Source organism: Palleronia sp. (assembly GCF_042089775.1).
Classification (GTDB): Bacteria; Pseudomonadota; Alphaproteobacteria; order Rhodobacterales; family Rhodobacteraceae; genus Palleronia.
Genome location: NZ_JBELKF010000014.1, coordinates 1 through 23,785, shown reverse-complemented (window position 1 = coordinate 23,785; position 23,785 = coordinate 1). Strand labels below are relative to the sequence as shown.

Sequence of the window (23,785 nt, the reverse complement as noted above, 5' to 3'; positions counted from 1 at the left end):
ACAATCGGGAGAGCAAACATGCGCATCTATTTGACCGCCTTCGTGGCCCTTCTTGGCCTCGCCGCCTGCGAAACCGTCGGAGGCCTCGGCCAGGACGTCGAGAATACGGGCGAGTTCGTCCAGGGCTCGGCTCAGGAAGTTCAGAACGACCTCTGATTCCTTGCCATTCCAGTGCCTCGGGCCGTGTCGATGGACGCGGCCCGCTTTCGTTCACGCCCCTGCAAAAAGTGGGGTCTCACGCGGAACAGACGGCGCGCTGCGGCGCTAGAACCAGTAAAGACGCCCAATACGGAGACGACCCATGTTCCGCTTGCTGACCTCAAAACCCGTGCTGATCCTTGGCGGCGTCCTGATCGCCCGCTGGCTGACCAAAACCGACGGTAACCGCGTCGCCTATGCGCGCGGCGAAGGCGGCCCAGAGGGCTCTCCCGCCCAGGTCCGGGATGCCGGCCCCAACGCGATGCGCGACCGCCAGGACAAGTGGGACCGCGTGGATGAGGCTATGGACGAGAGCTTCCCGGCAAGCGATCCTCCGGCGTATTAAGGGGGGACAGCGACCTTCGTTACCACCAACCGAATAAAGCTTCGTCTCGAATGAGATTAGCTAGGTTCATTTTCATCAACCCTTTCCGGCAATGACGGAAGGGCAGGAAACTTTTCACGCAATTTCTCGTACTGATCTCTAATGGTTCCTGGAGCAGCACCCTCAGTGACTGCCACAATAAGAGAGAGAGCTCCCATAATCTCGACTACGCCCGGCACAGATACCGACGCTAAGAGGGCACCAAAGAACACGAATCTCCCCACATAAACGCCGCCATTCTTGAATGCCTCCAACCTCCTCCGCCGAAAAATATTTGCTCGGCGGTCATCGCTAGTAAGAACAATTGCTTCGTTAAGATCGCGAATTTCCGTCGCTATGTCCCGAAGGAGCGTTGGAATAGAGGGATCCACAAACCGTGCATCACTCGCTGTAGTAGCGCCTTCCATAATACGTGCAATATCACGAAACTCTGCGTCTCCGACCTCCGCGTCATTCAGAACTTCCGATCCATCAATCTCTTGAGCCCTAGAAAGAGCCTCCTTGAAGTAAAGGCGCATAAGCTCTAGATGATCGCGCGTGAACCCATCAATGGATTCTAGGTCTATATCGTTAACTATACCTCTAAAATCATCGGAATTAGCAACACGGGATATTGTTGAACCGAATCTATTAAGTAACCGAGGGTTAGGCGCCTCTGCCTTCACCTCTCCAGCGTACTGCTCAAGTAGCCGGACAAGCCTTCGCTCGCTAAGATTGGAATCTTCGGTCAGACTTTCCTTAATAAATTCTGCTTGTCGTGCCAAGGATTCCAAGAGGTTTGTACGATCCTCAGCAATTTCCGCAGCGAGATCATCGTCGAAGTCGCCTTGGAACGGAACTGGGATGATACGCTGGTTAATTGAATCGTAGTCGAAATCCGTTAAAGCTGCGCGGAGTATGCTATGATCTAGATCTCGTGACGTCGCCACTGGATCTATTCTATGGCCGAGTTCATATTGAGGGTCGGAATACGCGCTTGCCAAGCGTGCCTCCATCTCCTCACAGGCGCGCACTATATGTCTACGATAGTAGCGATTGGGGACCGTATAACCACGCTCCCAGTTGCCAACGGTAGTTTGTGAGACACCAATTATCTGACCCCAATCAGCCTGCGTCCCAGTCAAACGCCTCAGGCGGCGGAACAGCAGGCGATTGAATCGCTTTGGAAGGACATCTTTGAACTGATCAAAATCAGCCAAAACTTCGCGCAGCTCATCAAAGCCTCGGGAGTCAGGAATAGTCGACATAGCTATCCATCCATCTTCAGCGCATTGATGAACGCCTCCTGCGGGATCTCGACCTTGCCGAACTGACGCATCTTCTTCTTGCCGGCCTTCTGCTTGTCCAGAAGCTTGCGCTTCCGGGTGGCGTCTCCGCCGTAGCATTTGGCCGTCACGTCTTTGCGCATCGCCGAGAGCGTCTCGCGCGCGATCACGCGGCCGCCGATCGCGGCCTGGATCGGGATCTTGAACATGTGGCGGGGGATCAGCTCTTTCAGCTTTTCGCACATGGCGCGGCCGCGCATCTCGGCCCGATCGCGGTGGACCATCATCGACAGCGCGTCCACAGGCTCGTCATTCACGAGAACCTGCATCTTCACGAGGTTGTCCTCGCGGTAGCCGATCATCTGGTAGTCGAAGCTGGCATAGCCTTTCGTCACCGATTTCAGGCGGTCGTAGAAGTCGAACACGACCTCGTTCAGCGGCAGGTCATAGACCACCATTGCCCGCGCGCCCGCATAGGTCAGGTCCAGCTGGATGCCCCGTCGGTCCTGGCAAAGCTTCAGCACGTCGCCCAGATACTCGTCGGGGACGAGGATGGTGGCCTTGATGCGCGGCTCTTCCACGTGATCCACGTAGGTCATGTCGGGCATGTCGGCCGGGTTGTGCAGGTCGAGCTGCGTACCGTCGCGCATGTGGACGTGGTAGATCACCGAAGGCGCGGTGGTGATCAGGTCGATGTTCCACTCGCGCTCGAGCCGGTCGCGGATCACCTCGAGGTGCAAGAGGCCCAGGAACCCGCAGCGGAAGCCGAAGCCGAGCGCGGCCGACGTCTCCATCTCGTAGGTGAAGGAGGCGTCGTTCAGGGCGAGCTTTTCGATGGCGTCGCGCATGTCGTCGAAATCGTTGGTGTCCACGGGGAACAGACCGCAGAACACCACCGGGACCGACGGCTTGAAGCCCGGAAGCGCCTGCGCACATTGCCGTTTCTCATGGGTGATCGTGTCACCGACGCGGGTGTCGCGGACCTGCTTGATCGACGCATTGAGATAGCCGATCTCGCCCGGTCCCAGCTCGTCCACCGGGGTCATGGCGGGACGGTAGATGCCGACGTCGTCCACGTCATATGTGCCGCCGGTCTTCATCATGCGGATGCGGTCGCCCTTCTTGAGGACGCCGTCGATGATGCGCACGATGACGATGACGCCCAGATACTGGTCGTACTTGCTGTCCACCAGCATCGCCTTGAGCGGCGCGTCGCGGTCGCCTGCGGTCGGGGCGGGCAAACGCTGCACAATGGCTTCGAGCACGTCGGGGATGCCCACACCCGTCTTGGCCGAGATCTGCACCGCGTCATGCGCCTCAATGCCGATGACGTCCTCGATCTGGGTCTTGACCCGATCCACGTCGGCGGCAGGCAGATCGACCTTGTTCAGGACAGGGACGATCTCGTGATCGGCCTCCATCGCGGTATAGACGTTGGCGAGCGTCTGCGCCTCGACCCCCTGGGAGGCGTCGACGACCAAAAGCGACCCCTCGACCGCCTGCATAGACCGGCTGACCTCGTAGGCGAAGTCCACGTGGCCCGGCGTGTCGATCAGGTTGAGCACATACGTATGGCCGTCCTTGGCCGGATACTCGATCCGGACCGTGTTGGCCTTGATGGTGATGCCGCGCTCGCGCTCGATGTCCATGCTGTCGAGCAGCTGGTCCTGCATGTCGCGCTCGGCCACCGTGCCGGTCAACTGGATCAGCCGGTCGGCCAGAGTGGATTTCCCGTGGTCGATATGCGCGACGATGGAGAAATTGCGGATGTACTTGAGCTCGGTCATGTCTGGGATATGCGGCGCTTTGGGGCACTTGTCGAGGGGACGACAAGCTGCAGGGGATCATCCGCGGCGTGATGAGCGGCTGACGGTGAGTGCAGTCAGGTGGCTGGTCAGGCGTTGAAGAGGAAGTGCATGACGTCCCCGTCCTTCACCTCATAGGATTTACCCTCAACGCGCATCTTGCCGGCCTCCTTGGCGCCGGCCTCGCCGCCCAATGCGACATAGTCGTCATAGGCGGTCGTCTCGGCACGGATGAAGCCGCGTTCGAAGTCGCCGTGGATGACGCCGGCGGCCTGCGGGGCAAGAGTGCCCTGCTTGATCGTCCAGGCGCGGGCCTCCTTCGGCCCGACCGTAAAGTAGGTCATCAGCCCCAGAAGCTCGTAGCCGGCCTTGATGAGCCGGTCGAGGCCGGCCTCTTCCAGCCCAAGCTCAGCCAGGAACTCGGCCGATTCTTCCGCATCCAGCTGCGCGATCTCTTCCTCGATCTGGGCCGAGATCACGACGACACCGGCATTCTGCTCGGCCGCCATCTCGCGGACGCGCTCGGACTGGGCGTTGCCGGTTGCGGCCTCGTCCTCAGCGACATTGCAGACATAGAGGATCGGCTTCGTCGTCAGAAGCTGCAGCATCCGCCACGCCTTCTGGTCGTCCTCTGCCACGTCCACCACGCGGGCCGGAAGCCCCTGCTCGAGCGCGGCCTGAGCGTCCTTCAGCAGGCGTTCCTGCTGGACCGCCTCCTTGTCGCCGCCGCGGACCTTGCGGACGATGTTCTGCAAGCGCCGCTCGACCGACTCAAGGTCCGACAGCATCAGCTCGGTCTCGATGGTCTGGGCGTCGGCGACGGGATCGACGCGGCCGTCGACGTGGGTCACGTCGTCATCCTCGAAGCAGCGCAGCACGTGGGCGATGGCGTCACATTCGCGAATGTTGGCAAGGAACTGGTTGCCCAGCCCTTCGCCTTTCGACGCGCCCTTCACAAGGCCGGCGATGTCCACAAAGGTCATGCGCGTGGGCACGACCTGCTTCGACTTGGCGATGCCGGCAAGGGTGTCGAGCCGGCGGTCCGGCACGGCAACCTCGCCCACGTTCGGCTCGATCGTGCAGAAGGGGAAGTTGGCCGCCTGCGCCGCGGCAGTCTTGGTCAGCGCGTTGAAGAGCGTGGACTTGCCCACGTTCGGCATGCCCACGATGCCCATCTTGAAGCCCATGTGATCGTCTCCGGTCTGCGCTGTCGGTCGGGCGCGCTCATACGGCGCAAGGGGCGCCGAAGCAAGCTCAGCCGCCGCGGCGGTCGGCGTGGCTCTGGTAGATCAGGACCCAGGCGAGCGCGATGAACATCGGGTGGCTCAGCCCGCCCGAGAAGATGATCGCGGGCACCCAGATCAGGAAGACGAGGATCGACAGGAACAGCCGTCCGGTCAGCAGGATGGACAGCGGCGGAAGGAAAAGCGCGAGGACATAGTTCATGCGAGGAATGTGGGCGCGCTCAGGGCATTGCGCAAGCGGCCGGGCTTCGTCAGACAGGACCGCGGGGTTCTGCCCCGCCACGGCATTCGCCGGGCGCCCGAACTCGGGGAAAGAAGAAAGGGGAGCAGGCCATGGGACGCATATCTGATCGGTTCGAGGCGCTGAGCGCAGAGGGGCACCGCGCCTTCGTCGCCTACATCATGGGAGGCGATCCCGATTACGACCGCTCGCTCGCGCTGATGAAGGGGTTGCCCTCGGCCGGGGTGGACGTGGTCGAGCTGGGGATGCCATTCACCGACCCGATGGCGGACGGGCCGACGATCCAGCTGGCCGGTCAGCGCGCGCTCGAAAGCGGGCAGACGCTCGACAAGACGCTGCAGATGGTGCGCGCCTTTCGCGAGGACGACGACACGACGCCGGTCGTGATGATGGGCTACTACAATCCGATCTATTCGCGCGGGGTCGACCGGTTCCTGAAGGACGCGGTCGAGGCGGGCATCGACGGGCTGATCATCGTCGATCTGCCCCCCGAAGAGGATGACGAGCTCTGCCTGCCCGCGCAGGCTGCCGGCATCGACTTCATCCGCCTCGCCACCCCCACGACCGATGACGCACGCCTTCCGGCGGTGCTGAAGAACACCAGCGGCTTCGTCTATTACGTCAGCGTCACCGGCATCACCGGCGGCGCGGCGGCCCAGGCGGCCGAGGTCGCCCCGGAGGTCGCCCGCATCCGCGAAAAGGGCGGCCTGCCGGTCGTGGTCGGCTTCGGCATCCGCACGCCCGAAACCGCCGAAGAAATCGCGAGCGTGGCCGATGGTTGCGTGGTCGGGTCGGCCATCGTGGCCGAAAACGCCGCCGGCAAGCCCGTCGAAGAGGTGCTCGACTTCGTCCGGTCGCTGGCCGACGGGGCGCACCGGGCGGGCTGATCCGGATCGAGGGCTACGGGCGTGAAGCTGAGCAAACTCACCTACGGTCTTGCGCTGACCTTGATGATCGGCTGGATCCTGTGGGTCGGCCAGTCCGTGCTGATCCCGATCATCGCGGCGCTCATCGCGGTCTACGTATTGTCCTCGGGCGCCGAGGCGATGGGGCGGATTCCGCCCTTCGGGCGCGTTCCGGTGGTCTGGCGCCGCGCGCTGGTGGTGCTTGGCTTTGCGCTGGCGGTGGTAGGACTCTTCACGCTGGTCTCGCGCAACCTCACCTCGGTCGTCTCGGCGCTGCCCCGCTACGAGCATAACCTCGACGCGCTCGTGGACCGTGCGGCGGAGCTTCTGGGCCTCGAGGACGAGCCCTCCTGGGCGAGCCTGCGGCAAGTGACGTTCGACCAGATCAACACGCGGGCACTCATCGGACCGGCGTTGCTGTCGCTGCAGGGCATCGGTTCGACGCTGTTCCTCGTCGTGCTCTACGCCTCGTTCTTCATGGCCGAACGCGGCGCCTTCACGGCCAAGCTCATTACGGCCGCGGGCAGCGCCGATGACGGTGCCAGGGCGATGTCGCTGGTGCACAGGATCAACGACCGGATCGGCGGCTATCTCTTTGTCAAGACGGTGCTGAACGTCATCCTGGGCGCTTTGTCCTACGTCATCATGCTGCTGATCGGGATCGAGTTCGCGCTGTTCTGGGCCGTGCTGATCGGCTTCTTCAACTACATCCCCTATATCGGCTCGGCTGCCGGGGTCGCGTTTCCGGTCCTGCTCAGCCTCGCGCAGTTCGGATCGTTTCTGGGCGCCGGGGCGGTGATGGTCGCACTTTCGGCCGCGCAGGTGCTCGTGGGCGGCTATCTCGAGCCGCGGATGATGGGCCAGACCTTCAACCTTTCGCCGTTCGTGGTGGTCGTCGCCCTGTCGGTCTGGAGCGCGCTGTGGGGCCTGCCCGGGGCAATCCTGGCCGTGCCGATGACCGCGAGCCTGGTGCTGGTCCTGGCCGAGATCGGCCAGACCCGGCCCCTTGCCGTCATGCTGTCGGCCAACGGCCGGATCTGAAGTGCGTGACAGGCCAGCCCGCGTCGCCTAGCTCTGTCTCAGCGGCAGCAGCAGGAGGCGAGACATGGCCGGGCGCAAGACGCAGATCGTCGTTGTCGGGGGTGGCGCCGCCGGGCTGGGGCTGGTGCGCAAGCTGGCGGCGACCTACGGGCGCGACACCCACGACATCATCCTGATCGAAAAGAACCGTACTCACGTCTGGAAGCCCCTGCTGCACGAAGTCGCCGCCGGATCGATGGACGCCAACGCGGACGAGGTGGGCTATGGCGGACATGCCGCCCGCTGGGGCTACCGGTTTTTCAACGCCGCGCTCGAGCGGATCGACCGCGACCGCCGCATGGTCGTCACCGCCCCTCTGCGCGACGAGGAGGGCGCGATCGTCATCGACCGGCACGAGATCCGCTATGACTGGCTGGTATTGGCCGTGGGGGGCGTCTCGAACGATTTCGGCATTCCCGGCGTGCGCGAACACGCAATGTTCCTGGAAAGCCGGCAGAATGCCGACCATTTCCGGCGCAAGCTGCTGAACGCCTGCCTGCGCGTCAACGACACGCGTGCGCATGGCGAGGATGCCCAGGTGCGCGTCTGCATCGTCGGGGGCGGGGCCACGGGGGTCGAGCTGTCGGCCGAGCTGGTGAATGCGGCGAAGGCGCTGCGGTCCTACGGGCTCGAGGTGTTCGACGAAAGCGCGCTGAAGATCACCCTGCTCGAGGCGGGGCCGCGCCTGTTGCCGGCGCTGGACGAGGAAATCTCGGAAAAGGTCGAAGAACGGCTGCGCGAGCTCGGGGTAGACGTCCGCACCGGCGCGATGGTGACCGAAGTTGCGCCGAGGCGGGTCTCGGTCAGGGACGGCGACGATATATCGGCCGACATGATCCTCTGGGCCTCAGGCGTCAGGGGCGACCATGCGCTGTCCAGCATCACCGATCTGGAGCTGTCGAACCAGGGCCGCATCGTGGTCGAACCGGCGCTGCGCACCCCCGCGGACGAGCGCATCTTCGCGATCGGCGATTGCTGCCACTGCGTCCTGCCCGGAGAGGAGCGCCCGGTCCCGCCCCGCGCGCAGACGGCGCAGCAGATGGCCGACCATATGGTGGGCCAGATCGCCCGGGCGCAGAAGGACGAGCGGCTGAAGAACTTCGTCTACCGCGACCGCGGTGCGTTGGTGTCGCTGTCGCGCTTTGCGACGCATGGCTCGCTGATGGGCAACCTCGTCGGCGGCCGGATGGAGATCGAGGGCCGGATCGCCCGGTTGGCCTACATGTCGCTCTACCGGATGCACCTCATGGCCGTTCACGGGCCGTGGCGCGGCCCGCTGCAGATCCTCGTCCACGAGTTCAACCGCGTCACCCGACCCAAGCTGAAACTGCACTGAGACCTAGCCGAAGATCACGTCCAGCAGCATCATCAGGACGAGGCCCCCGAGGAACCCGGTCGTCGCCACGTTCTGGTTTCCGCGGACGTGCGTCTCGGGGATGATCTCATGGCTGATGATGTAAAGCATCGCACCGGCCGCGAAGGTCAGGCCCCAGGGCAGCAGCGCTTCTGAGATCGAAACGGCGAGCACGCCCAAGGCGCCGCCCACCGGCTCGACCAGGCCGGTGGCCGAGGCGGTCAGAACCGACATCTTGCGCGAATAGCCGTTCGCCAGCAGCGCGATCGCCACAGCCAGCCCCTCGGGCGCGTTCTGCAGCCAATCCCGATGGCCAAGGGCAAGCCGTTCTCGACATTCCCGCCGCCGAAGCCAACGCCCGCGGCCAGCCCCTCGGGGAAGTTGTGGATGGTGACGGCGATCACGAAGAGCCAGATCTTGGTCAGCTTTTCGGCCCCCACGCCCTCGCGACCGCCCTTGAAGTGCTCGTGCGGCATGCTGTGGTTCAGCAGCGCGACGAAGGCCGCCCCAAGCGTCACGCCACCGGCAGCGACGAAGGCCGCGCCCGTGTCGCCATATTGCGGCGTCGCCGCCGCGAGCCCCGGCAGGATCAGCGAGAAGAAGCTTGCCGACAGCATGACCCCGGCGGCGAAGCCCAAGGCCGCGTCGGCCGCGCGTTCGGAGACCTTGCGCCCCAAGGCGACGGGAAGCGCACCCACGGCGGCCATGGACCCGGCGGCGAGACTGGCGAAAACGCCGAGAAGGATGGTATTCATGTCGCCCGAGAGATAAGGCCGCCGCGAGAAAACGGAACACGCAGTTCGCGGACGATGCGCCGCCGCGCGCGCTTCGGAACCGGCTTGCCCCGGCGGACGGGCAGGTTAGGGTCCGTCCGCTGACCCCCGAGGGAGAGTGACATGGCCAAAGACGGTGCCGCCGCGACCGTATCCGACGACGCGCTGTTCACGATGCGCTGGACGCGGGCCGAGCGTGACCTGATGACCCCGCTGACCCGGCTTTACGGCAAGGCCATGAAACCTGCGACGATCCAGAAGCGGGTCCGTGCCCTGCTGGCCGAGAAGTGGGCCGAGCGGCCGAAGGACCTGCGCGCGCTCGACCTCGCCCGCGACGTCTCGCCCGACTGGTACCTGAGGCAGGACATGGCGGGCTATGTCTTCTACGTGGACCGCTTCGCCGGCGACATGAAGGCGGTCGCGGACCGCATCCCCTACCTGCAAAGCCTGGGCATCCGCTACGCGCACTTCATGCCCTGCCTCAAGCCGCGCCCCGGCGATTCCGACGGCGGCTATGCTGTGATGGATTACGGCAAGATCGACCCGCGGCTGGGCTCGATGGCCGACTTCAAGCGTGTGGCGAAGAAGATGCGCAAGGCCGGGATCAGCCCCTGCATCGACATGGTGCTGAACCACACCGCGCGCGAGCACGACTGGGCCGTCCGCGCCCGCAAGGGCGACGCGTTCCGTCAACAGTTCTACCGGCTTTACGACGACGAGACGATCCCCCTGCAATACGAGGAAACCCTTCTCGAAGTCTTCCCCGACCAGGCGCCGGGCAACTTCACCTGGGACGACGACCTCGGGAAATGGGTCTGGACGACCTTCAACAGCTTTCAGTGGGACCTGAACTGGGAAAACCCCGAGGTGTTCCTCGCGATCCTCGGCATCATCCTCGACCTCGCCAACGCAGGCGCCGAGGTGCTGCGCCTCGACGCGGTGGCCTTCATGTGGAAGCGCCTCGGCACGGTCTGCCAGAACGAGCCCGAGGTTCACGACATCCTGCAGGCGATCAACCAGGCGGCGTCGGTTGCGGCACCGGCCGTGATCTTCAAGGCCGAGGCGATCGTGGGGCCGCACCAGCTGGTGCCTTACCTCGGCGCGGGGCGGCACACGGGCAAGGTCTCGAACCTCGCCTACCACAACTCGCTGATGGTGCAGTACTGGTCCGCGCTCGCCACCGGCCGGGCCGACCTGATGACCCACGTCCTGCGCACCCACTTCCCCGAACGGTTCACCAACGCCCAGTGGGCCACCTATATCCGCTGCCACGACGATATCGGCTGGGCCATCACCGAAGACGACGCCGAGGCTGTCGGCGTCACCGGCCCCGGTCACCGCAAGTTCCTGTCGGACTTCTACGCCGGCCGCTTCCCCGGTAGCTTTGCCCGCGGCGCGGATTTCCAGGTGAACGAGCGGACGGGCGACGCCCGCACCAACGGCACGACGGCCGCGCTGACGGGGCTTCAGGCTGCGGAAACACCGGAAGATATCGACCTCGCCGTGCGCCGCATCCTCCTTGGCCACGCGCTGATCGCGGGCTTCGGTGGGATGCCGCTCATCTACATGGGTGACGAGATCGGCCTGCCGAACGACGAGAGCTTCCGCGACGATCCCGACCGCGCCGGCGATGGCCGCTGGATGCAGCGCCCGACGATGGACTGGCAGACGGCCGAAGCCGCGCCCGAGGCCGACACGCCCGCAGGACGCATCTGGCGCGGCACCCGGCACATCCTGCGCGTCCGGGCCGAGATCGACGCCCTGCGCGGCGACGTGCCCGCCTCTGTGCTCGGCACCGGCCACGACAAGCTGCTGGTCGTTCGCCGCCCGGGGACCGAGGGCACGCTGACCGGCCTCTATAATTTCACGCCCCAGGACCAGCAGATCGAGGCACAGCGCGTCTGCATAGACCACGCAGCCATGCCGATGGACATGCTGACCGGCGCCCTGCCCGCGCGCGAGGCCGACCGCATCGTCGTCCCGCCCTACGGCGCGGTCTGGCTTCACGAGGAACTGCGTTGATGCTCAGGGGCCTCTCCGCCTTTCCGATCACGCCCGTCGCGGACGGAACGCTCGACGAAGACCTCTTCGCCCGGATGCTCGACCGGATCGTCACCGAGGGCTGCGATTCCGTCGGCGCGCTCGGCTCGACCGGGGCCGGGCCATACCTGCCGCCGCAGATCCGCCGGCGGGCGGGAGAAGTCGCGGCCGAAACGATCGCCGGCCGCATCCCCCTCTGGGTCGGTATCGGCGCGCTCGCGACCGAGGACGTGTGCCGCAACGCGCGCGAAGCCAAAGCAGCCGGCGCGGACGGGTTGCTGCTGCAGCCGGTGTCATACCAGCGCCTGACGGAGGACGAGGTCTTCCACCTCTTCGCCGATGCCGCAGCGGCGACATCCCTGCCGCTCTGCATCTACGACAACCCGGGCACGACCGGCTTTCGGTTCTCCAACGCGCTGATTGCGCGCATCGCAGGCCTTCCCACCGTCACCGCGGCCAAGCGCCCCTTGCCCGAGGGCGACGTGGCCGAGGACATCGCCGCCTTGCGCGCCTCGACGGACATCACCCTCGGCTACTCGGCCGACTGGGGCCTGATCGACGCCCTCGCCGGCGGCGCGGACGTCTTCTTCAGCGTCCTTGCCGGCATCCGCCCCGAGTCCGTCCAGCCCGCCGCCCGCGCCGCGATCGAGGGCGACGCCGACCGCGCCCGCGTCCTCGCCGCACCGCTCGAAAAGGTCTGGGCCCTGTTCCGCCAGTTCGGCAGCTACAGGGTCGCCCACGCGATCGCGTCGCGGGACTATGGCAAGCCGATCCACCCGCCGCGCCCGGTTCTGCCCCTGCCCGACGCCGCGCAACAGGATCTCGACGCAGCGCTCTGAAGGCTCTTCCCCCGCGGCAACGCCGGGCCTTTACACGCGCCCCGGCCCTGTCCTATACGCCCGCATCCCCGTGCTGACACCCTTGGAGGCGGCGGGGATCCATCTAATTTCAGGAGATACGATATGGCTGGCGAAACGCCCGACATCATCGCCTACGAACGGACGGGGACAGGCAAGGGGGCCGCTCGTCAAGCTCGGCGCGACAACCTTGTGCCCGGCATCGTGTATGGCGGCGAAAAAGACCCTCTGCCCATCAACCTGCCCTACAACGCGCTCATTAAGAAGCTGAAGGCCGGTCGCTTCCTCGCGACGCTCTTCAACCTCAAGGTCGAGGGCCAGGAAGACGTGCGGGTCATCTGCCGCAGCGTCCAGCGCGACGTGGTCAAGGACCTGCCGACGCACGTCGACTTCATGCGCCTGCGCCGGAACAGCCGAGTATCGCTCTACATCCCCGTAGAGGTGGTGGACGAGGACAAGGCCCCCGGTCTCAAGGCTGGCGGCGTGCTGACCATGGTACGGTCCGAAGTCGAACTGCGCTGCACCGCGGGCGACATCCCCGAGAAGATCGTGATGTCGGTTGCCGGCAAGGAGATCGGTGACACGATCCACATCTCCGAGGCCGAACTGCCCGAGGGCACGCGACCGACCATCGACCGCGACTTCGTGCTCGCCAACATCTCGGCTCCGTCCGGCCTCGCCTCGCAGAGCGCGGACGACGAAGAGGAAGTGGCCGCCGACGAAGTGCCCGCGACCGAAGTCGACGAGGACGGCGCCGAGTCCTGATCCCCGGATCAGCCTCGCGACATACGCGGCGCGGAGAGCTTTCTCCGCGCCGTTTTCTTTTGTCCGCGATCCGCTATCCTCGGTCCTGAAAACTGCGCGCGAAACGGCCGTACCGGCAGGTTTGCCGCGCACGGATGAAATCAACGCAAAGGGGAACGCATGCGTCTGTTCGTGGGTCTGGGGAATCCCGGGCCGAAATACGCGGGACACCGGCACAATATCGGTTTCATGGCGGTCCAGCGCATCGCCGAGGAACACGGCTTTCCCGCCTTCCGCTCAAAATTCCAGGGCCAGCTGGCCGAGGGTCGCCTGGGCAACGAGCGCGTGGCCCTGTTGATGCCGACGACCTTCATGAACAATTCCGGCCAATCGGTCGGCGAGGCGCTGCGGTTCTACAAGATCGACCCTGCGGACGTGATCGTCTTTCATGACGAGATCGACCTCGCGCCGGGCAAGCTCAAGTGCAAGACCGGCGGCGGCCATGCCGGGCATAACGGCCTGCGCTCGATACACCAGCATATCGGGCCCGATTATGCCCGCGTGCGCATGGGGGTCGGCCATCCCGGGCACAAGGACCGCGTGCCGGGCTACGTGCTCCACGATTTCGCCAAGGCCGACGAGGCGTGGCTGGACGACATGCTGAGGGGCTGCGCCGACGGCGCCCCGGCACTGGCCGAGGCCGACACGGGCCGCTTCATGAATGCCGTCGCGCTCCGGCTGAACCCGCCCCGGCCCTCGACCGGGACCAAGGGACCGACGCCACAGCCCGGACCCGAACCCCCCGAGCCGGAGCCCGAAGAGGACGAGGCGCGCAGCCCCCTCCAGAAGCTCGTGGACCGCTTCAAGTGACCCTGCAGGACGCCCACCGCGACCAGGCCGAAAGCTGCCGCAGGCTCGGGTCGCCCTTCACCGCACGACTTCTGACGCTCGCGGCCGAGCGCGTGACGGATGCGACGCCCGTGGGCGCTCACCTGCTGGCGTGGCAGGGCGACGTCTCATGCCGCGGGCAGTCCGTGCCGCTGCGGATCGCGGGGGCGCTGCACCGGCTGGTGCTGTCGGGCGACGCCGAGCTCGCCGATCACTGGCCCCCCGCGGCCACGCAAGACGACGACGGGCTCTGGCAGGCGGTCGAGGCGGCGTTCCTGCGACGCGAGGGCGATATCCTTGCCGCGCTGGAAACCGCGCCCCAGACGAACGAGGTGCGCCGCGCGGCCGCGCTGATCCCGGTGCTCCACATGCTTGCTGCCCATACCGAGCAGCCGCTCGCCCTGTTCGAGCTTGGCGCGAGCGCTGGCCTGAACCTCCATCTCGACCGCTTCGCGATCGAGACCGGCACCACCCGCTACGGTCTGCCGGACCCGGTGCTGACCCTCACGCCCGACTGGACCGGCCCCACCCCTGCCCCTGCGGCACCCAGAATCGTTGCACGGCGCGGGGTGGACCTGGCGCCGGTTGACCCGCGCGATCCGTCCGACCGGCTGCGCCTTCTGTCCTTCCTCTGGCCCGACCAGCCAGAGCGGCGAGACCGGACGATTGCTGCGATCTCGGTCGCTGACACACGCGTGGAGGCCGCCGATGCCGGCGCGTGGCTCGCCCCCGCCCTCGCCGCGGCCCCCGAAGCGGCGCTTCCGGTCGTCTATCACACGATTGCCTGGCAGTATTTCTCCGACGGCACCAAGGCCGCCGCGATGGAAGCGATGGAAGACGCCGGCCGACCCGTCGCCCGCATCGCGATGGAGGCTGACCCGAACGGCGACGCGGCGGCGGCCGAACTGACCTTGTGGCCGGGCGGCACGATCCACCGCCTCGCCCGCGTCGACTTCCACGGCCGCTGGGTGGACTGGACCGGCCCGACCACCCTTTCTTGAGCCGCCGTGTGCGCTAGCTCCGCCGGGAAGGAGGCCGCTCATGCAGATCGACGACCCGGTGAATGTCCTCGGACAGCCCTTGGTTCCATGCTCGACCAACCCGGTGACGGGCTACTTTCGGGACGGGCACTGCAATACTTGCGAAGCGGATCAGGGCAGCCACACGGTCTGCGCCGTGATGACGGACGAGTTCCTCGCCCTGTCGAAGTACCTCGGCAACGACCTGTCCACGCCACGTCCCGAGTTCGGTTTCCAGGGGCTCAAGGCCGGCGACCGCTGGTGTCTCTGCGCGGGCCGTTTCCTGCAGGCGGTCGATGAGGGCGCGGGCCCGCGGGTGCACCTCGAGGCCACTCACGCCCGCGCGCTGGAGATCGTGCCGCTGCACATCCTGCGCGAGCACGCGACGGGCTGACGCCGTTCAGCTTTCGTCGGGCGTGCGCTCGTCCGACAGCATCGTCATCTCCTGCGACAGGATCTCCCCCGTCGCGGCGTTGTACCGAACCTCAATCCGCTTGCCCTTGCCGGTCGCGATGGCCGTCAGCATCCCGCTGTCACGGCTCATCTCGATGGTCTCGAACCCGTGGCCCGTCAGGTAGTCGCGGGCCTCGGTCTCGACGTCGTCGGCCAACGCCGGGGCCGCCGAGATTGCGAAGAATGCAAGAAGTGCAGTGCGCAGGGGCATCATGGTCAAACCTCTTGTCATGAGATGTCGATTCCCAGGGCGCGCGCGACGGTGAAGATATCCTTGTCGCCACGGCCGCACAGGTTCATGCAGATCAGGTGATCCTTGGGAAGCTCGGGCGCGATCTTTGCCACGTGGGCCAGCGCGTGGGACGGTTCGAGCGCCGGGATGATGCCCTCGGTCTCGCAACACAGCTGGAACGCGTCGAGCGCCTCGCGGTCCGTGATCGAGACGTATTCGGCCCGGCCGATATCGTGCAGCCAGGCATGCTCCGGCCCGATGCCGGGATAGTCGAGCCCCGCCGAGATCGAGAACCCTTCGAGGATCTGACCGTCATCGTCCTGCAAGAGGTACGTTCGGTTGCCATGCAGCACCCCCGGCCGGCCTCCGGTCAGCGAAGCGCAGTGCTGCATCTCGTCCGAGACACCCTTGCCGCCGGCCTCGACCCCGATGACGCGCACGGTCGGATCGTCGAGAAAGGGATAGAACAGACCCATCGCATTCGACCCGCCACCGATCGCAGCGACGAGCGTGTCGGGCAAACGGCCCTCGGCCTCCTGCATCTGGGCCTTGGCCTCGGTGCCGATGATCGCCTGAAAATCGCGCACCATCGCCGGATAGGGGTGCGGCCCCGCCACCGTGCCGATGCAGTAGAACGTGTCGCGCACGTTGGTCACCCAGTCGCGCAGCGCGTCGTTCATCGCATCCTTCAGCGTGCCGCGGCCGCTCGTTACCGGGACGACCTCGGCCCCCAGAAGGCGCATGCGGAAGACGTTGGGCTGCTGACGCTCGACGTCGTGGGCGCCCATGTAGACCACGCATTTCAGGCCGAACTTGGCACAGACCGTTGCGGTCGCGACGCCGTGCTGGCCGGCGCCCGTCTCGGCGATGATGCGGGTCTTGCCCATGCGGCGGGCCAGGATGATCTGGCCCAGCACGTTGTTGATCTTGTGGGCGCCGGTGTGGTTCAACTCGTCGCGCTTGAGATAGATCTTGGCGCCGCCCAGACGCTCGGTCAGGCGTTCCGCGAAATAAAGAGGCGAAGGCCGTCCGACATAATGGGTCCAGAGATGGTTCATCTCGGCCCAGAAGCTGTCGTCGGTCTTGGCGTGCTCGTACTGCCGCTCGAGCTCGAGGATCAGCGGCATCAGCGTCTCGGACACGAACCGGCCGCCGAAATCGCCGAACCGGCCTTTTTCGTCCGGGCCCGTGCGGTAGGAGTTCTTCAGATCGTCCGGCATCTCGCACCTCCGCTGTCCCACGCGTAGCGATAGACCGGAGAGGCAGGCGGCACAAGCAGCCCGCCCGGACGGTGCGACGTTCCGCCTACCTGAAGCGCCGCCGCAGGCGCCGGGCACGGATGCGGGCGCGGATCGCCACGGTCGTCACGAAAGGCCGGAGGACCGGCAGGTCAACGGCCAGCAGCAGCAATCCCAGCGGCAGCATCCAGAAGCCCAGGATCGGCAGGAACGACAGAAAGCCGCCAAGGATGAAGAGAATCGCTATGGGCAGACGGATCAACGCGGCGCCGCGCGCCCGCAAAGGAGAGATCACGCGTCTGCTGAAAGGGATCGCACGCGAAATCGCGTCGAACTGCCGGTCGAGGCGGCGGCGCAGGCGTTCGGTGCGGCTGGAGGACTGTGTCACGCTGCTCAGATGGATGCGGCACGGTCGCCGGTCAAGTCGCGGACGCGCACCTTTACGTGCCCGTCACCCGCCAGAGATCGCCTTGCCGAACGCGGCGATCTTGTCGGCGTCCTTCACGCCGGGTCTGGCCTCGACCCCGGACGACACGTCGACCTGCGGCGCACCCGTCACGCGCACGGCTTCGGCCACGTTTTCCGGCGTCAGCCCCCCTGCCAGCATCCACGGCTTGGACCAGCTCCGCCCGGTGATGAGCCTCCAGTCAAAGGCCAGCCCGTTGCCACCCGGCAGTTCCGCATCCCGCGGCGGCTTGGCGTCGATGAGAAGCTGGTCGGCCACCTCGGCATAGGTATCGATTCGCGGCAGATCCTCGAGTCCGGCAACGCCGACGGCCTTCATCACCGGCAGGCCGGTGCGCGCCTTGATGTCGCGCACCCGCTCGGGCGACTCGGCCCCGTGAAGCTGCAGCATGTCGAGCGGCACCGTTCCCGTCAGCAGGTCGAGCGCCTCGTCGCTGGGATCGACGACGAGGGCGACCTTCATGATGCCGGGCGGCACCGACCCAGCCATCGCGGTGGCGGATGGCAGGTCGAGGTTCCGCGGCGACTTCGGGAAGAACACGAAGCCCAGGTAGGACGCACCGGCCAGCAGCGCGGCCGGCACGTCGGCGGGATCGCTGATTCCGCAGATCTTGAAACGGGCAGAGGTCAAGATGCCCGCTTGGCCGGCACCGACCGATCCTCGACCAGAGCGATGATCTCGTCGCCCTTCGCGTTCGAGTTGGCGCTCTTGGTCGCGCTGGTATCGCGGGACCGGCGAATGTCGGCGACTTCGCGCTGCAGCGCCTCGCGCTCGCGCCGTTCATGCCGGGCGGCGGCGCGGTGCTTATGCTCGCGCGCGAACTCGGCGATGAAGCCGATCATCAAGCCCAGCACCACGGCACCCAGGATCACCACGAACATCGGCAAGGTGACTGTCCAGGACAGGCCCATGAACCCGGCCATCGCCTCCGGCAGAAGGCGCAGCGTCACCGCCTGCGCATTGGCGAGCGCGACCATGATAAGAATCACCGCCACGATGGCGAGAATGACGAATTTGACGACACGCATGGTTCAGCCCCCGTTCAACCTGTCCCTGAGCAGCTTGCCCGCCTTGAAGAAGGGGACATGCTTTTCATCGACCGGAACCGCCTCGCCCGTGCGGGGGTTCCGGCCCAACCGCGCATCACGCTTCTTGACCGAGAAGGCGCCAAAGCCACGCAACTCGACCCGATTGCCCTCGCACATGGCGTCGATGATCTCCTCGAAGATCGTGCTCACGATCCGCTCGACGTCCCGCTGGGTCAGGTGCGGGTTATCCTCGGCGACCTTCTGGATCAGCTCGGAGCGGATCATCGCGAATTCCTCCTCAATCGGACCTGCGATATAGGGCGGCGCGCCCTCGCGAACATGGCGAAATTGAACGGATGACGATCGTTACCTTGCAATGCCTATCTTCCAACGCGGCATAGAAAAAGCCCCCGCGACGGATCGCGGGGGCTGATTTTCGATCTGGTCCGGACGGATCAGTCTTCGTCGCGGTTCAGGGCTGCGCCCAGGATGTCGCCCAGCGACGCACCCGAATCGGACGAACCGTACTGCTGGACCGCCTCTTTCTCTTCGGCGATCTCACGGGCCTTGATGGACAGGCCCAGGCGGCGCGACTTCTGGTCGACGTTGGTGACGCGGACGTCCACCTTGTTGCCGACCTGGAAGCGCTCGGGGCGCTGCTCCGACCGATCGCGCGACAGGTCCGAACGACGGATGAAGGACTTCATGCCCTCGTACTCGACCTCGATGCCGCCATCCTCGATCGCCGTGACTTCCACGGTGATGATCGAGCCGCGCGACACGCCGCCGACCACATCGGTGAAGCTGTCGTCCAGCGCCTTCATCGAGAGCGAGATACGCTCTTTCTCGACGTCGGTCTCGATGACCACGGCCTGCACCACGTCACCCTTGTGGAAGCGCTGGATGGCTTCTTCGCCACGCTCGTCCCACGAGATGTCCGAAAGGTGGACCATGCCGTCGATGTCGTTCTCGAGCCCCACGAACAGACCGAACTCGGTGATGTTCTTGATCTCGCCCTCGACCTGCGTGCCCTCGGGATGCGTCTCGGCAAAGACTTCCCACGGGTTGCGCTGGGTCTGCTTGAGGCCAAGCGACACGCGACGCTTCTGGCTGTCGATCTCGAGCACCATGACCTCGACCTCTTGCGAGGTGGAGACGATCTTGCCCGGATGGACGTTCTTCTTGGTCCACGACATCTCGCTGACGTGCACCAGACCTTCGACGCCCGGCTCCAGCTCGACGAAGGCACCGTAGTCGGTGATGTTCGTCACGCGGCCCTGGTGGACCGAACCCAGCGGGAACTTGGCTTCGACGGTATCCCACGGATCGTCCTGGAGCTGCTTCATGCCCAGCGAGATACGGTGGGTCTCCTTGTTGATCTTGATCACCTGGACCTTGATGGTCTCGCCGATGGTCACGATCTCGGAGGGGTGGTTCACGCGGCGCCACGCCATGTCGGTGACGTGCAGCAGGCCGTCGACACCGCCGAGGTCCACGAAGGCACCGTATTCGGTGATGTTCTTCACCACGCCGTCGACAGCCTGACCTTCTTCGAGGTTGGCGATCACTTCGGCGCGCTGCTCGGCACGCGATTCTTCAAGGATGGCGCGGCGCGAGACCACGATGTTGCCGCGGCGGCGGTCCATCTTGAGGATCTGGAACGGCTGCTTGAGACCCATGAGCGGACCGGCGTCACGCACGGGGCGCACATCGACCTGGCTGCCGGGCAGGAACGCCACGGCGCCGCCGAGGTCGACGGTGAAGCCACCCTTGACGCGGCCGAAGATCGCGCCGTCGACGCGGTTCTCGTCGGCATAGGCTTTCTCGAGACGGTCCCAGGCGGCTTCGCGACGGGCCATCTCGTGGCTGATCACGGCCTCGCCACGGGCGTTCTCGACCTGGCGCAGGTAGACTTCGACCTCGTCGCCCACGTTGATCTCGGGGGCCTGGCCGGGTTCGGCGAATTCTTTCAGATCGACGCGGCCTTCCATCTTGTAGCCGACGTCGATGATGGCCTGGCCTGCCTCGATGGCGAGCACGCGGCCTCTGACGACGGAACCCTCGTCAGGGGTGTCGATGTCGAAGCTTTCGTTAAGGAGCGCTTCGAACTCCTCCATGGATGTATTTTGAGCCATAAGGTCTCGGGTTTCCTTTTTACATCTATTCTGGCCACGCGGTTGTCTCCGCGGGTCTCTGGTGGATTTGGTCACTGCTGGCGGGGGTCCGGTATGCGAAAAAGGGCCGGTAAGACCGACCCTGCCCGCGCCCGGGATCTACCGCCCCTTCGACGCGCAACGTGTTACAGCCATCGCGGCCGCATCGCAAGCCCCAAGGCCCGCACCACGGCGCTTGACCTTTCCCGACACTTATTGTCAGATTTGTCTGAAGGCAGCCATCGGATGTTCCATGACCAACTCGCTCCAGCACCGGGAAACGGACGGCCGCGCTCCTCGCCGGGTGCCCCCGGCATCACTGCGGTGGTCGGACATGCTTGCCGCTGCAATGGAAACCGACGCACAGGGAAGCGAGCCCGAGCCGATTCTCGACCTGCTGCGTCCAAGAAAGGAGCGCCGGACATGATCGATCACGCCGCCCCCCTGCCCGAGCGCCAGAAAGAGGCGCCTCGCCCGACGCCCCGGCACGAGGCCTCCGACATCCTGTGCGGGTCGAACACGGCCGAAATCAGGCTTGAGGATCGCGTCTACACGTTGCGCCTGACGCGGGCCGGCAAGCTCATCCTCACCAAGTGACCCCAGCAAAAGGGAACCCCCATGGCCAAGGTCCAAAGCGCCTGCATCGGCGTCTGCAAGTTCAAGCGTCCCGGCCCGGCCGGCGACCACTGCATCGGCTGTTCGATGACGAAGCCGCAGAAGAAGATCTCGAAGAAGCAGAAGAAGCCGGAGGCGGCCGAGGCGATGCTGGCGCTCGTCGTCGCGCAGCAGCAGCAGATGGGCCGCTACGATCACTGGCGCACGGCCTATCTGACACGGTGTCTGAAAAAGGGGCGGCCTGTGCCGCCCCTCATTCGGGATCGCGACGTCGGATAGGCCCTCAGCGCAGGTGGGCGCGGAGCATCCAGGCGAACTTGTCGTGGATGCGGCCCCGCTCGATGGCCAGATCCTCGGTGCGGATGTCGCCGTGGCGGGCCGACACCTCGGACAGGCCGGCAAGCGTGGCGCCGATGGTTTCCTGGGCTTCGGCAAGGTGGCGGATCATCTCGCGATCCTGCGCCTCGGCGTCGCCCTCGTTCACCTTCGAGCGCTCGAGATGCGCGGCCAGGGTGCCGACGGCCTTCTGGCCGATGGCGCGGACCCGCTCGGCCAGATCGTCCTGACCCTCGAAGTGGTCCTCGTAGATTTCCTGGAACAGCGCGTGCAGCGGGCCGAAGGCCATGCCCTCGACGTTCCAGTGGTAGTTCTGTGCGAGCATCGTGGTGACGACGGTTTCGGCCAGCGCCTGGTGCAGCGCGTCGGCGATCTCGGCGCTCGCGTCGGGCGAAAGGTCTGAAGCTGTTTCGGCCATGGTTAATCCTGTCCTGCTATGTCGAAGGCTGGCTTGCGACGGCTGGCTACGCCTTGCCTTCAGCATAGGCGTTCAGGCCGCGCTGTCCAGCCGCTCGCAAAGGCCCCGCAGGACCAGCAGGAGGTAGGGCGCGGCCTCCGGGCGGACCCGGCTGCGCGTCAGGAACCTCAGGCTCGCCCCGTCGCGCCGCCGCAGCGCGTCCTGCAAGGACAACAGCCAGTCCTCATCGAACGACCGCCCCGTGGCGCCGGGGCGCCAGATCACGGGACGACGCATCGTCATTTCGGGCAGCGTCCGGGCCAGGGCCATCGCGTAGTCCTCGGCGCCCGCATCAGGGTCCAGCAGCGCGCAGGCCCGCAATGAGCCGCGCGGCGCTGCGCGGCACGCCAGCGCCGACAACCGCAGAAACGCGATGAGCGGCGGCTGAGTCGACGTGACGACGTCGTCTTCCACGACGACGGTGCGGACGGTCTGCGTCATGTGCGGATCCCCCGGGATTATTCCCGAGCACATTACTCGGTGAACGCCGCTGTGCAAGCCCCCCTTCTGTCATCGAAGTGTTACCGGGCGCCGGTACCTGCGCCCCAGATCACGAAAGAAGGAGACTCCCCGTGCGCTCGACGCTTTCCCTGTCGCTCGTCGCCCTGCTGGCGGCCGGCGCCCTCGAGGCCCAGACCCCGATCACGGTGACCAACGCGGACGACTCTGGCGACGGGAGCTTTCGCAGCGCGCTCGAACAGGCCGCCCAGTCCGGCAAGCCCAGCCGAATCGTCATCCTTACGGGCGGGGACATCGCGCTCGACACCGGGCTCGTCTACGACGGGCAGGCCGCGGTCGAGATCATCGGCAAGGGCCAGACGATCATCCTTGGCGCAGACGAGACGCTGCTGACCGCCTCTCAGGGGGCAAACCTGTCGATCACCGACCTGACCTTCGAAGGCCCCGGCGGCTTCTCGATCGAGAACCGCTCCGACTCGGGCGGGGGCAAGGGCATCTTTATCGACGTGCGCGACGACCAGGAGGGCGAGGTGCGCCTGACGCTCGACACCGTGACCGTGCGCGGCGTGTCGGGCCACGGCATCCATGTCTCGGACTGCTCGCTGGCCGACGATTGCGGCGCGGGTGCCGGTGGCGCGGGTGAGGGCTCGGCCGCCGCGCTGGTCGCCGACCTGACCGACGTCACGGTCGAGAACGTGGGCACCGGCGCCTTCGACCGCGATGGCCTGCGCCTCGACGAGCGGGGCGCGGGCGACATCCATGCCACGCTCCGCCGCTCGTCCTTCACCAGGGTCGGCGCCGACGGGGTCGAGCTTGACGAGGGCGGCCCCGGCAATGTGAGCGTCACGGCGCTGAACTCGACCTTCTCGGATAACGGGTTCTACTGCGATCCCGACCTCATGGGCCAATACCTGCCCGACGAACCCGAGGGCGAATTCGCGCAGGGCGACATGCAAGAGGCCGACATCCCCGGCCCCGTCAAAGGCACCCCCGACGATGCCTGCATCGAACGCTCGGTCTACACCTACGACGACGGTTCGGTCGAGGAATACGAGTTTGCGCTCGACCTCGATGACGGGTTCGACATCGACGAGGCCGACGAAGGCACGCTCGACATCCTCGTGATCGGCGGCGAGGTGAACGGCAACCTCGACGAAGGCATGGACATGGACGAATCCGGCGACGGAGACCTCGTCGCCGCCTATGTCGGCACGTCGGCCAGCGGGAACACCGACGACGGCTACAAGCACTCCGAATCGGATGGCGGCGCGGTCCTCGGCCTGCTGTCGGACGCCTCGGCCACGGGCAATGGCGGCGCGGGCTTCGCCTACGAAGAGGAGGACGCGGGCGACCTAACCTTCGAGGCGACCGACGTCACCACCTCGGGCAATGACGACGGCGAGACGGCCTTCGACCTCGTGCAAGAGGATGACGGCCGCGGCACCGCGACGATCACGGGCGGCGAAATCACGGAAGAAATCGAGGCCGAAGGCGTGAACGTCTCGCGAAACTGACCTCGCCGCGTCGCCACGCCCCAAGCGCCCGCCCCC

At 65.8% G+C, this 23,785-nt stretch carries 27 protein-coding genes and 1 pseudogene; 14 read left to right on the top strand and 14 right to left on the bottom strand.

Annotated features, from left to right (window positions below):
• Positions 1 to 18 precede the first annotated feature (18 nt).
• Both ACFDS3_RS05790 and ACFDS3_RS05785 read left to right on the top strand, forming a co-directional pair.
• Complete coding sequence (locus ACFDS3_RS05790; RefSeq protein WP_375261398.1) at positions 19 to 156, top strand: entericidin EcnAB; 138 nt, start codon at positions 19 to 21, stop codon at positions 154 to 156.
• A gap of 145 nt (positions 157 to 301) precedes the next feature.
• The gene (locus ACFDS3_RS05785) at positions 302 to 544 is read left to right on the top strand and encodes a hypothetical protein (protein ID WP_375261397.1); all 243 of its coding nucleotides are present in this window, start codon (positions 302 to 304) and stop codon (positions 542 to 544) included.
• Positions 545 to 600: 56 nt separating this feature from the next.
• Here ACFDS3_RS05785 and ACFDS3_RS05780 read toward each other — a convergent pair whose 3' ends face one another.
• The 4 genes from ACFDS3_RS05780 to ACFDS3_RS05765 all read right to left on the bottom strand — a co-directional run bounded on the left by ACFDS3_RS05780 (position 601) and on the right by ACFDS3_RS05765 (position 5,099).
• Complete coding sequence (locus tag ACFDS3_RS05780; RefSeq protein ID WP_375261396.1) at positions 601 to 1,830, bottom strand: hypothetical protein; 1,230 nt, start codon at positions 1,828 to 1,830, stop codon at positions 601 to 603.
• Between the two features lie 2 nt (positions 1,831 to 1,832).
• On the bottom strand, positions 1,833 to 3,635 hold the full coding sequence (gene lepA, locus ACFDS3_RS05775; protein WP_375261395.1) for a translation elongation factor 4: 1,803 nt from the start codon (positions 3,633 to 3,635) through the stop codon (positions 1,833 to 1,835).
• A gap of 107 nt (positions 3,636 to 3,742) precedes the next feature.
• A complete protein-coding gene (gene ychF, locus ACFDS3_RS05770) occupies positions 3,743 to 4,840 on the bottom strand; it encodes a redox-regulated ATPase YchF (RefSeq protein WP_375261394.1) in 1,098 nt (365 codons plus the stop codon).
• Positions 4,841 to 4,907: 67 nt separating this feature from the next.
• Complete coding sequence (locus ACFDS3_RS05765; RefSeq protein WP_375261393.1) at positions 4,908 to 5,099, bottom strand: hypothetical protein; 192 nt, start codon at positions 5,097 to 5,099, stop codon at positions 4,908 to 4,910.
• Between the two features lie 131 nt (positions 5,100 to 5,230).
• On the opposite strand from ACFDS3_RS05765, the gene trpA reads away from it, so the two are divergent.
• The 3 genes from trpA (at position 5,231) to ACFDS3_RS05750 (ending at position 8,459) form a co-directional block, all read left to right on the top strand.
• Entirely contained in the window at positions 5,231 to 6,025 is a 795-nt protein-coding gene (gene trpA, locus ACFDS3_RS05760; RefSeq protein WP_375261392.1) for a tryptophan synthase subunit alpha, read from the top strand.
• Between the two features lie 21 nt (positions 6,026 to 6,046).
• On the top strand, positions 6,047 to 7,084 hold the full coding sequence (locus tag ACFDS3_RS05755; protein ID WP_375261391.1) for an AI-2E family transporter: 1,038 nt from the start codon (positions 6,047 to 6,049) through the stop codon (positions 7,082 to 7,084).
• A 64-nt stretch (positions 7,085 to 7,148) separates the two neighbouring features.
• Positions 7,149 to 8,459: an NAD(P)/FAD-dependent oxidoreductase gene (locus ACFDS3_RS05750; protein ID WP_375261390.1), complete on the top strand. Its 1,311-nt coding sequence runs from the start codon at positions 7,149 to 7,151 to the stop codon at positions 8,457 to 8,459.
• A gap of 3 nt (positions 8,460 to 8,462) precedes the next feature.
• On the opposite strand, the pseudogene ACFDS3_RS05745 reads toward ACFDS3_RS05750, so the two are convergent.
• Positions 8,463 to 9,232 (bottom strand): annotated as a pseudogene (locus ACFDS3_RS05745) (ZIP family metal transporter).
• A 141-nt stretch (positions 9,233 to 9,373) separates the two neighbouring features.
• Here ACFDS3_RS05745 and ACFDS3_RS05740 point away from each other — a divergent pair.
• From ACFDS3_RS05740 to ACFDS3_RS05715, 6 genes are all read left to right on the top strand, one after another.
• Positions 9,374 to 11,272, top strand: coding sequence for an alpha-amylase family protein (locus ACFDS3_RS05740; RefSeq protein ID WP_375261389.1), 1,899 nt, complete (start codon positions 9,374 to 9,376; stop codon positions 11,270 to 11,272).
• A complete protein-coding gene (locus ACFDS3_RS05735) occupies positions 11,272 to 12,129 on the top strand; it encodes a dihydrodipicolinate synthase family protein (protein WP_375261388.1) in 858 nt (285 codons plus the stop codon). The genes ACFDS3_RS05740 and ACFDS3_RS05735 overlap by 1 nt, the downstream gene beginning before the upstream one ends.
• A gap of 123 nt (positions 12,130 to 12,252) precedes the next feature.
• Positions 12,253 to 12,912 (top strand): 50S ribosomal protein L25/general stress protein Ctc, encoded by a 660-nt coding sequence (locus ACFDS3_RS05730; protein ID WP_375261387.1) that lies wholly within the window; start codon positions 12,253 to 12,255, stop codon positions 12,910 to 12,912.
• Between the two features lie 159 nt (positions 12,913 to 13,071).
• Positions 13,072 to 13,761 carry an aminoacyl-tRNA hydrolase gene (gene pth, locus ACFDS3_RS05725; protein WP_375261386.1) on the top strand — a complete coding sequence of 230 codons (690 nt, stop codon included), beginning with the start codon at positions 13,072 to 13,074 and terminating at the stop codon, positions 13,759 to 13,761.
• A complete protein-coding gene (locus ACFDS3_RS05720) occupies positions 13,758 to 14,780 on the top strand; it encodes a DUF2332 domain-containing protein (RefSeq protein WP_375261385.1) in 1,023 nt (340 codons plus the stop codon). The genes pth and ACFDS3_RS05720 overlap by 4 nt, the downstream gene beginning before the upstream one ends.
• Positions 14,781 to 14,820: 40 nt before the next feature.
• Positions 14,821 to 15,192, top strand: coding sequence for a DUF2237 family protein (locus tag ACFDS3_RS05715; protein ID WP_375261384.1), 372 nt, complete (start codon positions 14,821 to 14,823; stop codon positions 15,190 to 15,192).
• Between the two features lie 6 nt (positions 15,193 to 15,198).
• On the opposite strand, the gene ACFDS3_RS05710 is transcribed toward ACFDS3_RS05715, so the two are convergent.
• From ACFDS3_RS05710 to rpsA, 7 genes are all read right to left on the bottom strand, one after another.
• Positions 15,199 to 15,465, bottom strand: coding sequence for a hypothetical protein (locus ACFDS3_RS05710; RefSeq protein ID WP_375261383.1), 267 nt, complete (start codon positions 15,463 to 15,465; stop codon positions 15,199 to 15,201).
• A 14-nt stretch (positions 15,466 to 15,479) separates the two neighbouring features.
• On the bottom strand, positions 15,480 to 16,703 hold the full coding sequence (gene trpB / locus ACFDS3_RS05705; RefSeq protein WP_375261382.1) for a tryptophan synthase subunit beta: 1,224 nt from the start codon (positions 16,701 to 16,703) through the stop codon (positions 15,480 to 15,482).
• Between the two features lie 85 nt (positions 16,704 to 16,788).
• Complete coding sequence (locus ACFDS3_RS05700) at positions 16,789 to 17,109, bottom strand: hypothetical protein (protein WP_375261381.1); 321 nt, start codon at positions 17,107 to 17,109, stop codon at positions 16,789 to 16,791.
• A gap of 63 nt (positions 17,110 to 17,172) precedes the next feature.
• The gene (locus ACFDS3_RS05695; RefSeq protein WP_375261380.1) at positions 17,173 to 17,817 is read right to left on the bottom strand and encodes a phosphoribosylanthranilate isomerase; all 645 of its coding nucleotides are present in this window, start codon (positions 17,815 to 17,817) and stop codon (positions 17,173 to 17,175) included.
• On the bottom strand, positions 17,814 to 18,215 hold the full coding sequence (locus ACFDS3_RS05690; protein WP_375261379.1) for a lipopolysaccharide assembly LapA domain-containing protein: 402 nt from the start codon (positions 18,213 to 18,215) through the stop codon (positions 17,814 to 17,816). Before ACFDS3_RS05690 ends, ACFDS3_RS05695 begins: the two co-directional genes overlap by 4 nt.
• 3 nt (positions 18,216 to 18,218) lie before the next feature.
• Complete coding sequence (gene ihfB / locus ACFDS3_RS05685) at positions 18,219 to 18,500, bottom strand: integration host factor subunit beta (RefSeq protein WP_375261378.1); 282 nt, start codon at positions 18,498 to 18,500, stop codon at positions 18,219 to 18,221.
• 170 nt (positions 18,501 to 18,670) lie between these two features.
• The gene (gene rpsA / locus ACFDS3_RS05680; protein ID WP_375261377.1) at positions 18,671 to 20,425 is read right to left on the bottom strand and encodes a 30S ribosomal protein S1; all 1,755 of its coding nucleotides are present in this window, start codon (positions 20,423 to 20,425) and stop codon (positions 18,671 to 18,673) included.
• Between the two features lie 366 nt (positions 20,426 to 20,791).
• Here rpsA and hemP point away from each other — a divergent pair, with 366 nt between their 5' ends.
• Both hemP and ACFDS3_RS05670 read left to right on the top strand, forming a co-directional pair.
• A complete protein-coding gene (hemP, locus tag ACFDS3_RS05675; RefSeq protein WP_375261376.1) occupies positions 20,792 to 20,965 on the top strand; it encodes a hemin uptake protein HemP in 174 nt (57 codons plus the stop codon).
• 21 nt (positions 20,966 to 20,986) lie between these two features.
• Entirely contained in the window at positions 20,987 to 21,262 is a 276-nt protein-coding gene (locus tag ACFDS3_RS05670; protein WP_375261375.1) for a DUF1289 domain-containing protein, read from the top strand.
• A 4-nt stretch (positions 21,263 to 21,266) separates the two neighbouring features.
• On the opposite strand, the gene ACFDS3_RS05665 is transcribed toward ACFDS3_RS05670, so the two are convergent.
• On the bottom strand, positions 21,267 to 21,737 hold the full coding sequence (locus ACFDS3_RS05665; protein WP_375261374.1) for a Dps family protein: 471 nt from the start codon (positions 21,735 to 21,737) through the stop codon (positions 21,267 to 21,269).
• Between the two features lie 72 nt (positions 21,738 to 21,809).
• Positions 21,810 to 22,217 (bottom strand): hypothetical protein, encoded by a 408-nt coding sequence (locus tag ACFDS3_RS05660; protein WP_375261373.1) that lies wholly within the window; start codon positions 22,215 to 22,217, stop codon positions 21,810 to 21,812.
• Between the two features lie 131 nt (positions 22,218 to 22,348).
• Between ACFDS3_RS05660 and ACFDS3_RS05655 the strand changes: the two genes are divergently transcribed.
• Positions 22,349 to 23,749: a hypothetical protein gene (locus ACFDS3_RS05655; protein ID WP_375261372.1), complete on the top strand. Its 1,401-nt coding sequence runs from the start codon at positions 22,349 to 22,351 to the stop codon at positions 23,747 to 23,749.
• Positions 23,750 to 23,785 lie beyond the last annotated feature (36 nt).